The sequence below is a fragment of the Aeromonas sp. QDB30 genome (genome assembly GCF_027707645.1).
GTDB classification, from domain to species: domain Bacteria; phylum Pseudomonadota; class Gammaproteobacteria; order Enterobacterales; family Aeromonadaceae; genus Aeromonas; species Aeromonas caviae.
On record NZ_JAPCIY010000046.1, the window covers coordinates 23641 to 34161 of the forward strand.

General features: G+C 61.3%; 8 protein-coding genes and 1 pseudogene. 6 read left to right on the forward strand and 3 right to left on the reverse strand.

From position 1 onward, the window contains the following. Window positions 1–171: 171 nt before the first annotated feature. Together PG896_RS14035 and PG896_RS14040 are read left to right on the forward strand one after the other, a co-directional pair. Window positions 172–1428, forward strand: coding sequence for an outer membrane protein transport protein (locus tag PG896_RS14035; RefSeq protein WP_270835822.1), 1257 nt, complete (start codon window positions 172–174; stop codon window positions 1426–1428). Window positions 1429–1544: 116 nt separating this feature from the next. Then, the gene (locus PG896_RS14040; RefSeq protein WP_270835823.1) at window positions 1545–2786 is read left to right on the forward strand and encodes an EAL and HDOD domain-containing protein; all 1242 of its coding nucleotides are present in this window, start codon (window positions 1545–1547) and stop codon (window positions 2784–2786) included. Window positions 2787–2847: 61 nt separating this feature from the next. Here the strand turns inward: PG896_RS14040 and PG896_RS14045 are convergent, their stop codons facing one another. Next, a complete protein-coding gene (locus PG896_RS14045) occupies window positions 2848–4014 on the reverse strand; it encodes a thiolase family protein (protein WP_010674656.1) in 1167 nt (388 codons plus the stop codon). Between the two features lie 132 nt (window positions 4015–4146). Between PG896_RS14045 and PG896_RS14050 the strand changes: the two genes are divergently transcribed. Next, window positions 4147–4545, forward strand: coding sequence for a MerR family transcriptional regulator (locus PG896_RS14050; RefSeq protein WP_010674655.1), 399 nt, complete (start codon window positions 4147–4149; stop codon window positions 4543–4545). Between the two features lie 107 nt (window positions 4546–4652). Here PG896_RS14050 and PG896_RS14055 read toward each other — a convergent pair whose 3' ends face one another. Next, window positions 4653–5897, reverse strand: a complete 1245-nt coding sequence (locus tag PG896_RS14055; RefSeq protein WP_029314496.1) for a dicarboxylate/amino acid:cation symporter — start codon at window positions 5895–5897, stop codon at window positions 4653–4655. A 268-nt stretch (window positions 5898–6165) separates the two neighbouring features. Between PG896_RS14055 and ppnP the strand changes: the two genes are divergently transcribed. The 3 genes from ppnP (at window position 6166) to PG896_RS14070 (ending at window position 9644) form a co-directional block, all read left to right on the forward strand. Beyond that, window positions 6166–6450: a pyrimidine/purine nucleoside phosphorylase gene (gene ppnP / locus PG896_RS14060; protein WP_010674653.1), complete on the forward strand. Its 285-nt coding sequence runs from the start codon at window positions 6166–6168 to the stop codon at window positions 6448–6450. A gap of 156 nt (window positions 6451–6606) precedes the next feature. Continuing rightward, complete coding sequence (locus tag PG896_RS14065) at window positions 6607–7989, forward strand: L-serine ammonia-lyase (protein WP_010674652.1); 1383 nt, start codon at window positions 6607–6609, stop codon at window positions 7987–7989. Between the two features lie 284 nt (window positions 7990–8273). Further along, complete coding sequence (locus PG896_RS14070; RefSeq protein WP_039039104.1) at window positions 8274–9644, forward strand: L-serine ammonia-lyase; 1371 nt, start codon at window positions 8274–8276, stop codon at window positions 9642–9644. Between the two features lie 161 nt (window positions 9645–9805). Here PG896_RS14070 and PG896_RS14075 read toward each other — a convergent pair. Next, window positions 9806–10444 (reverse strand): annotated as a pseudogene (locus tag PG896_RS14075) (lytic murein transglycosylase); the annotation flags it as partial. Window positions 10445–10521: the final 77 nt, after the last annotated feature.

The window sequence follows — 10521 nt, forward strand, 5'->3', positions numbered from 1 at the left end:
ACAACTGTACTCTTTTCTTTTTTATCAAGCTGTTATGGGTGTTTCTTCCAGCATTTAATCCCGTTTTGCCCCACGTTCCCCTCTCCCCGTTGCCTTGCTGGTCATACCATATAAAATCCCGGCCCCAACCGAATAACAGAATGAACACCCAGTTCATCCCGAGGAAAGACCATGCATCCGACGTTCAAACCCTCCCTCATAGCCCTCTTGCTGCTGTCGAGCCAGGTACAGGCTGCCGGCTTCCAGCTCGCGGAGCAATCCGCCACCGGCATGGGGCGTGCCTTCGCGGGTGAGGCCGCCATCGCCGACAATGCCAGCGTGCTCTCCCGCAATGCCGCCGCCATGACCCGATTCGATACCCTGGCCTTCTCCGGCGGCGTCATCCACGTGCACCCCGACGTCAACATAGAGGGCACCACACGGGTGCCTACCCCCCAGGGGCCGGTCAGCCTGGATGCCGGAGCCCACGACATTGCGGGTGACGCCTGGGTGCCCAACGCCTATCTCATCGTGCCCCTCAGCGAGCAATGGCACCTCGGGCTTGCCGCCACCTCCTATTACGGACTCGGGGTCAAGATGCCGGACAACTACAACGCCGGTCACTTCGGCAACGTCTCCGACATCAAGACCATGGATCTGGGGGCCTCCCTGGCCTATCGCATCAACCGCGTCTGGTCCGTCGGGGCCGGTCTCTCCGCCATTCAGGGGGAAGGGGAAGTGGGCGGCACTTTCCCCTCCAACAACCAGATAGCCAAGCACCTGAAAGGGGATGGCTGGGCCATGGGCTGGAACCTGGGCACCCTGCTTGAGTTGTCGCAGGCAACCCGCATCGGTCTCTCCTATCGCCACGACGTAACCCTGACCCTCTCCGGTGACGCCATCGGCATCGATCAAAGGGGCCAGCCCTTCACCGATACCGGCAGCCTGGATCTGCCCTTGCCCGCCACCGCCGAGCTGGCCCTGTTCCATCAGCTCACCCCGGCCCTGGCGCTGCATTCGAGCATCAACTGGACCAACTGGAGCAAATTCGTGCAGCTCGAATCCGAGCTCGACCACCACGGCACCATGCATATCAAGGAGGAGCACTGGGAAGACAGTTGGCGCTATGCGCTGGGGATGACCTACCAGCTGGCCCCCCAGTGGCAACTGCGCTCCGGTATCGCCTACGACCGCAGCCCGGTCCCGGCGGATCGCCGCACCATCTCCATCCCCGACTCGGATCGGGTCTGGTACAGCGCTGGCGTGGGCTACCAGATTGACCGCCACCTCTCGCTGGATCTGGGGCTGACCCTGATCGACGGCAAGAAGGTGGACGTGAGCGAAACCATGCAGCTCAGGCCCGGCATCCCCCAGACCAGCTCCACTTTCAATGGCACCTCGGAAGGGGATGCCTGGCTCGCCGGCCTCCAGCTCAACTACCTGTTCTGACACCCCGGGTTTCCTGACAAATAGTATGCCAGTTGTTGACCTTCCCGACCGGTCGGCACTGGCATAGTGATCCGCTTCACCATAGAATCAAGCCTGTAACCATGGTGGAGAGATGCATGTATTCCTATGTAGCAAGGCAGCCCATTCTGGATCAGGAGTTGAACACCCAAGCCTATGAGCTGCTGTTTCGCGACAGCCTGGACAATGTATTTCCCTCCGTCTCCGCACAGCAGGCCACTTCCAGGCTGGTTGCCGAGCAGTTCTTGCAGCAGAACATCGATCATCTCATCGGAGATCACCCCTGCTACATCAATTTCCCCCACTCCCTGTTGCTGGACGGATTGGCCGAGTGCCTACCACGGGACAAGGTGGTGATCGAGATCCTGGAGGATGCCGAGCCCGACGATGCGCTGCTGGAAAAAGTGATCCAGCTCTATGGGCTGGGCTATCGGTTGGCGCTGGATGACTTCACCATGGTCTCAGACTGGGACAGGTTCCTCCCCTACATCCATATCATCAAGTTCGACCTGCGCAGCACGCCGCAACCCTGCATAGAGCACTTCATGGCGAATCATCGCCACCTGCCCCTCACCTATCTGGCCGAGAAAGTCGAGGATCAGGCCGAGTTCGAGCGGATGAAGCAGCTCGGCGTCACCCTGTTCCAGGGATTTTTCTTCAGCCGCCCCCAGATGGTGCAACAGCCCACCATACCGCCGGCCCAACTGGTGGTGATGCAGCTGCTCGAGGTGGTCAATCAGACCGAACCGGATCTGGACAAGATTGAGCAACTGCTCAACCAGGATCTCACCCTCTCCCTCAAGCTGCTGCGCTACATCAACCACCTCAAGCGCTTCCCCCAGCCCATCGCCTCGTTTCGCCAGGCCGCAAGTTCCCTGGGGCACGCCCAGCTCAAGCGCTTCGTCGCCCTGATCGCCGCCACCAGTGCGGGAAGTGAAAAGAGCGCCGAACTCCACCAGATGTCCCTCATCAGAGCCCGGTTCTGCGAACTGCTGGCCCAGACCCATGCGCCCGCAGAGCAGGCACAGCAAGCCTTTGTCACCGGCCTCTTCTCCCTGCTGGACGTGCTCATGGGCGAACCGCTGGATCAGCTGCTCGGCTCCATTCCCCTGACCGATGACATTCGTGCCGCCCTGCTCACCCGCAAGGGCAAGCTCGGGTTCTACCTCGCGTTCTGTGAAGATTTCGAGAAAGCCGACTGGCAGCGGGTCGCCGCCAACACCGTCCGGCTCGGCCTCAACGAAGAGAAAGTCAGCCACCTCTATCTGAGCGCCACCGCCTGGGTCAACCAGCAGCTTCAGGCCATGGAAGCGCAACCGGTCCACTCCCGCCAGAAATGACAACGTCCCTCTTGAAGGGACGTTGTCATTTCATCAACCCGCAGCAATCTCACCCACGCATTCAGCCTGCCTCGATGGCGATGGCCGTTGCCTCCCCTCCCCCGATGCACAGGCTCGCCACCCCTCGTCTGAGCCCGCGGGCACGCAGGGCATGGATCAGGGTCACCAGGATGCGGGCGCCACTGGCGCCAAGAGGGTGCCCCAGCGCACAGGCCCCGCCGTTCACGTTCAACTTGTGATGGGGGATGCCGCACCCGGCCATCGCCAGCATGCTCACCATGGCGAATGCCTCGTTCACCTCGAACAGGTCCACCTCCTCCACCGACCAGCCCACCCGTGCCAGCAACTTGTCGATGGCGCCGACGGGGGCACTGGTAAACTCCGCCGGCAAGGCGGCGTGACTCTGGTAACCCACTACCCTGGCCAGCACCGGCAATCCGAGCCGGGCAGCGCTCTCGCCCCGCATCACTACCAGGGCTGCCGCCCCGTCCGAGATGGAACTTGCATTGGCCGCCGTGATGGTGCCGTGCTTGCTGAAGGCCGGCTTGAGGCCGCGGATCTTGTCGGGCCTGGCCTTGCCCGGTTGCTCATCCTCGGCCAGCAGCAGGGTGTGGTCAGCGGTCATGACGGGAGCCAGTTCCGCGGCAAATGCACCGCTGCGCTGCGCCGTCAACGCCCGCTCCAGGGAGGCGATGGCAAAGGCATCCATGTCGGCCCGGGTCAGTCCGCTGCGATCAGCACTCAACTGGGCGTAATGACCCATCAGATGGCCTTCGTAGGCATCCTGCAAGCCGTCCAGGAACATGTGATCGAGCACGCTCTGGTGCCCCATGCGAAAACCGCTGCGCGCCTTGTCCAGCAGATAGGGGGCGCGGCTCATGCTCTCCATGCCCCCCGCCACCACGACCTCGGCCTCCCCCAGGCGCAGGCTGTCCGCCGCCAGCATCACCGCCTTCATGCCGGAGCCGCACACCTTGTTGATGGTGGTACAGGGCACGCTGTCCGGCAGCCCACCCTTGAGCGCCGCCTGGCGGGCTGGCGCCTGGCCGACCCCTGCGCTCAGCACGTTGCCCATATAGACCTCATTGACCTGCCCCCCCGTCATCCCGGCCTGCGCCAGCGCGGCGCGGATGGCGCAGGCGCCAAGCTCGGGGGCACCGAGCGCGCTCAGGGCCCCCTGGAAGGCCCCCATGGGGGTACGTTTGGCCGCCACAATCACGATATCCATCGATAGCACTCTCCTTGTTACATCGGGATAACATATGCCGCGACCGCGACGGGAACAAGACTTGCGAGGAAGTTGACGTTTGGGTAAGGTGCCAGCCTGCATTGACAACCAGATGGCAGCCAAGACAGCCCCATGACCAAATCCAGGGACGACACCCGCACCTTCAGCATCAGCGAACTGGCTCGCGAGTTCGATGTGACCACCCGCAGCATCCGCTTCTACGAGGATCAGGGCCTGCTCAACCCGACCCGCCAGGGACAGCACAGGATCTACAGCCGTCAGGACAGGGTGCGGCTCAAGCTGACCCTGCGTGGCAAGCGTCTGGGCTTCAGCCTCGCAGAGATCCGGGAGCTGTTCGACCTCTACGATGCGGACAAGAGCAGCCGCTCCCAGTTGCAGACCATGCTGGGGCTGGTGGCCGACAAGCGGGAGACCCTGCAGCAGCAGCTGGAAGATATCCAGATGGTCCTGCTGGAGCTGGAGGCGGCCGAACAGCGCTGCCGCCAGGCCCTGGCACACCTCTCCCCCTGAGGCACGCAGACGGGCGAGGCGAGCGGGGAACACCGCCAGCAAATAGACACAAATGAAAGAGGGAGGCTTGAAGCCTCCCTCTTGTCATGCATCGTGGACGACCGATATCAGGCCTCCTTGCTCCAGCGGTTCGGATCGTAATCCGGGCTGTAGCGATCGACGATGATGGCACAGGCCGCATCGCCGGTGATGTTGAGCGCGGTGCGGATCATGTCGAACAGACGATCCAGCGCGAACAGCAGCGGCAGACCCTCGATGGGAATCCCGGCCGCCAGCAGCACGGCAACCACCAGGAAGCTCGGGCCCGGCACACCGGCCTGACCGATGGCACCCAGGGTGGAGGTGACGATGATCGCCGCCCAGGCCCCCATGGAAAGATCGATGTTATAGACCTGGGCGAAGAAGATGGCGACCAGGCCGTAATAGATGGCGTTGCCGCTCATGTTGATGGTGGCGCCCAGCGGCAGCACGAAGGACGCGGTGGCGTTGGTCACCTTCAGATCGCGCTCGCAGGTCTCCATGTTGACCGGCAGGGTCGCCATGGAAGAGGCGGTGGAGAAGGCCACGATCTGCGGTTTCTTCATCGCGGAGAAGTACTTGCGTACCGGCGTGTTGGAGAAGAACGCGATCAGCAGCGGATAGACCACGAAGCCGAAGATGAGGATGGCGGCGATATAGACGACGAACAGCTTGAGCACTAGGGTCAGCACGTCGAAGCCGTAGGTGCCGATGGCGTCGGCCATCAGGCCGAAGACGCCGATGGGGGCGATCAGCATCACCTTGTTGATCATCCAGACGAAGGCGTCCACCAAGGTGTTGAGCCCGTCCACCAGCGGCTTGGCGCGCTCGCGGGGCTGCTTGGCCAGGGCGATGCCGAGGAACATGCAGAACACCAGGATCTGCAGGATGTTGGCCTCGTTCAAGGCGCTGAACACGTTGGTCGGGATCATGCCAAGCAGGGTGGCCACTGCATCGGGCAGTGCCCCCTTGTCGGCGTAGTCGCCGGAGAACATGGCCGCGGTGGCGCCAAAGTCAACACCCACACCGGGTTTGAACACCTGACCCATCACCAACGCCAGGAACACCGCCAGTGCGGAGGTGACGAGGAAGAAGGCGAGCGTGGTGACGCCAATCTTGCCAGCAGCGGGACTGGCCCCCAGGTTGGCGGCCCCGGACAGGATGGCCACCGCTACCAGCGGGATCACCAGCATCTTGATCAGCTGGATAAACAGGGTGCCGAGCGGCGCAAACACCGTGGCTTGCTCTCCCATGAGCGCCCCGACCAGCGCGCCCAGCACCATGGCCACCACTACCTGGAAGCCGATGCTTTTGATTAATCCTTTTGTTAACACAGAATGTTCCTTTATTTAGCAATTACTCACACTTTTACAGCGTAAATGACCACCCAGAGCGTCAAATCCTCTCCATTGCTCTGGCGGTGCGCTTTATCTCATATTTGCGCCCCGTTTTACATTAGAATCCGTTAACGAAATGCATTGATAACTTTATGAGAAAGTAAAACCTCAAAAGAGACACGGCTGTTTTTGCTCCTTTTACCATGACAACATCCAAAACAGTGTGCTACGTTGGCTCTGCAAACGTGCATACAGGGAAGAAAAGATGCTGAAAGTTAACGAGTATTTTGACGGAAATGTTAAATCCATCGGTTTCGAGCAAAAAGGCGAGAAAGCTACCGTTGGTGTGATGGAAGCGGGCGAGTACCTGTTCAATACCGCCGCCCCGGAGCGCATGACGGTGATCAAGGGCGCCCTCACCATCCAGCTGGCCGACGAAGATGAGTGGCACACCTACCAGCAGGGGGAATCCTTCGACGTGGCCGGTCACTCCTCCTTCAAGCTGGAAGTGAAGATCGCCTCCGCCTATCTGTGCGAGTTTCTCGACTGATGTATCACGGGCGCCATGGGATGCCGAGCGGCTCCCCCATGGCGCGCCTCTCCCGCGCCCATTTCCCTACCGCCATCACACCCCGCTATCTCCCCCCTTTTCAACGACTACAAAAAATTTACAATGTTTAGACGAAATCCATAATTGGAGTACGTCATGATCAGTGTCTTCGACATGTTTTCCATCGGGATAGGCCCCTCCTCCTCCCATACCGTGGGACCGATGCGGGCCGCCTGCGCCTTCATCCAGACCCTCAAAGCGAACGCACTCCTCTCCCGTACCGGACGCGTCGTCGTCGAGTGCTACGGCTCACTGGGCCAGACCGGCAAGGGGCACGGCACCGGCAAGGCCATCATCCTGGGATTGGCCGGATTTGAACCCGAATCCGTGGACATTGAGGCCATTCCCGCCTTCCTCGCCCAGGTAGAGCAGACCCAGACCCTCTGCCTTGGCGGCGAGCAACCCAGCGAATTTCCCCGCATCGGCGCCATCCTCTTCAACCGGCGCAAGACCCTTCCCGCCCACTCCAACGGCATGACACTGCGCGCCTATGAGGGTGACACCCTTGTGTTCGAGCAGACCTACTACTCCATCGGGGGCGGTTTCATCATCGAGGAGAGTCACTTCGCCAACGCCCGGGAAGAGGCGGCCCGCTTCGATGCCGCCCACCCCATCCCCTATCCCTTCGAGAGCGGCGCCGAACTGCTGGCCCAGTGCCAGGAGAGCGGCCTCTCCATCTCGGGGCTGATGCTGGCCAACGAGAAGGTGTTTCGCTCGGAAGCGGAGATCAAGGCCGGGCTTCGCAAGATCTGGCAGGCGATGCAGGGGTGTGTGGAGCGTGGCTGCAAGAGCGAGGGGGTGCTGCCAGGCGGTCTCAAGGTCAAGCGCCGGGCTCCCGCCCTCTATCGCCAGCTCTGTGGCGAGACCAATTTCAACAAGGATCCGCTGATGGTGATGGAGTGGGTGGATCTCTTTGCGCTGGCCGTCAACGAGGAGAACGCCGCCGGGGGCCGCGTGGTGACGGCGCCGACCAACGGCGCCGCCGGCATCATCCCCGCGGTGTTGCACTATTACGATCGCTTCGTGCGCAAGGTGGATGACGAGCTGCTGATGCAGTACTTCCTCACCGCCGCCGCCATCGGCATCCTCTACAAGAAGAATGCCTCCCTCTCGGGGGCCGAGGTCGGCTGTCAGGGCGAGGTCGGCGTGGCCTGCTCCATGGCCGCTGGTGCCCTGGCCGAGCTGCTGGGCGCCAGCCCCGCCATCGTCGAGAACGCCGCCGAAATCGGCATGGAGCACAATCTCGGGCTGACCTGTGATCCCGTCGGTGGTCTGGTGCAGGTGCCCTGCATCGAGCGCAACGCCATGGGCGCGGTCAAGGCGATCAATGCTGCCCGCCTCGCCCTGCGTGGCACCGGCGAGCACAAGGTGTCGCTGGACAAGGTGATCAGAACCATGTGGGAAACCGGCAACGACATGAAGACCAAGTACAAGGAGACCGCCCGGGGCGGCCTTGCCGTCAACATCACCGAGTGTTAAGCCGCTGTGATAAAGCCGCATATGGCACTCGAATACCCGGCATCGCCGGGTATTTTTTTGCAAAACGTTTGTCTGGCGCTTAACAAAATGGATAACCATCAAAATAAATTTTATACTCGCGCCACGAATTCAACAAAAATAGATCTGTTTCAACTTTTTTTAGGCATTGAACCGTTACACTGTGGTTATCCGGTTCCCTGGCCTTTGTGACGACAGACCCGTCCCATGGATCCCTTTTCTGCGAGTGGGCATGGCGCCCCCTTCTACCCTGAGGTAATTGTTACATGATCAGCGTTTTTGATATCTTCAAAATCGGTGTTGGCCCCTCCTCTTCCCACACTGTCGGCCCCATGAAGGCAGCCAAACAGTTCGTGGATGAACTGCGTGCTGGCGGCAAGATCCGTGACATCACCCGGATCCAGGTCGATGTCTATGGCTCCCTCTCCTGGACCGGCAAAGGCCACCACACGGATACCGCCATCATCATGGGTCTGGCGGGCAACCTGCCAGAGAACGTCGACATCGACGCCATCCCCGAATTCATCTCCCGCGTGGAGCAGACCGGTCGTCTGCCCATCGGCCTGCACTGCCACACCGTCAGCTTCCCCAAGGGCGCCATGATCTTCCATGACGAGGCCCTGCCCCTGCACGAAAACGGCATGAGGCTGACCGCCTTCATCGAAGATGACGCCGTCTACAGCAAGACCTACTACTCCATCGGCGGTGGCTTCATCGTCGACGAAGAGAACTTTGGCAAGGGTGACAGCGGCGACATGTCCGTCAGCTATCCCTTCAAGAGTGCCGCCGAGCTCATCGCCCACTGCAGCCAGAGCGGTCTCTCCATCTCCGCCCTGATGATGGAAAACGAGAAGTGCTTCAACACCCCGGAAGAGATCTACAAGAAGCTCGGCAAGATCTGGACCACCATGCGGGAAGGGATCGAGCGCGGCTGCCGCACCGAGGGCGTCCTCTCCGGCCCGCTGCGCGTACCGCGCCGCGCCGCGCCGCTCTACCGCCAGCTGACCACCAACGAGAACCTCTCCAACGATCCCATGAACATCGTGGACTGGGTCAACATGTTCGCCCTGGCGGTGAGTGAAGAGAACGCCGCCGGTGGCCGCGTCGTCACCGCGCCGACCAACGGCGCCGCCGGCATCATCCCGGCCGTGCTGGCCTACTACGACAAGTTCATCCAGCCGGTGGGCCGCGACGAGTACACCCGCTTCTATCTGGCCGCTGCCGCCGTCGGCATGCTCTACAAGATGAACGCGTCCATCTCCGGCGCCGAAGTGGGCTGCCAGGGTGAAGTGGGCGTCTCCTGCTCCATGGCCGCCGCCGGCCTGACCGAGCTGATGGGCGGCAGCCCCGAGCACGTCTGTGAAGCCGCCGAGATCGGCATGGAACACAACCTGGGTCTGACCTGCGACCCGGTGGCCGGCCAGGTACAGGTACCCTGCATCGAGCGCAACGCCATCGCCGCCATGAAGGCGGTCAACGCCTCCCGCATGGCCCTGCGTCGCACCTCCAAGCCGCGCGTGTCGCTGGACAAGGTGATCGAGACCATGTACATCACCGGCAAGGACATGGACTCCAAGTACCGCGAGACCTCCCGCGGTGGCCTGGCCATCAAGGTGATGCAGGTTGCCTGCGACTAACGCCGAGTCGCGATGACATGAAAAAAGCGGGATATATTCCCGCTTTTTTTTGGTCGCGATTTAAAGGGCGACGTTCCTGAATAAAGGGAGGCCGACAAGGGATAAAAAGAGACGGGCATATCACCTCCACCCGTTCGCCGTGACAGGAAAACGGGGGAGAGCTATTTCACGATGCGATCGGCCAGGGTGCCGACGGCCACCACGAAATAGGGGGAGCGATTCCAGTGACGCAGTACCCGGTAATTGTCATAGGCAAGGTAGCTTCGCCCGTGAATATCGTCGGGGCGGATGAGGGAGGCCTGCATGTCGACCGCAGGCAGAGGTGAGCCGTCCTGCTGGCGAACCCCGAGGGCCTGCCAGGTCGCCAGGGACTTGCGGGTATCAAGTCCCAGCAAGGCGGGGTCCAGGCGTTCTGGCACCCTCACCCGCCGTCCCCAGGTCTGGTCTTCGCGCCAGCCGTTCTGGCTCAGATAATTGGCAGCCGATCCAAATACATCCGCGAGATTGCCCCAGAGATCCTTCTTGCCGTCCCCGTCCTGATCCACCGCGTATCGCAGGAATGACGAGGGCATGAACTGCACCTGTCCCATGGCCCCCGCCCAGGATCCCTTGAAGTTGGCGGGGTTCACATGTCCCTGCTCCAGAATGCGCAGGGCATCGAACAACTCGCCTTTGAAGAAGGCTTCACGGCGACCGTCCCAGGCCAGGGTCGAGAGAGAAGAGATAAGGGGATAATGGCCGGTTATTTTGCCGAAATTGGTTTCAATTCCCCACAAGGCAACAATAAAGCGGGGCTGTACCCTAATGCCAGTCAGTTAAGCCTGACTGGCATTGTTTTTACTAGGTTTTCTCGTCGCATACTTCTGTGGTTTGGCTT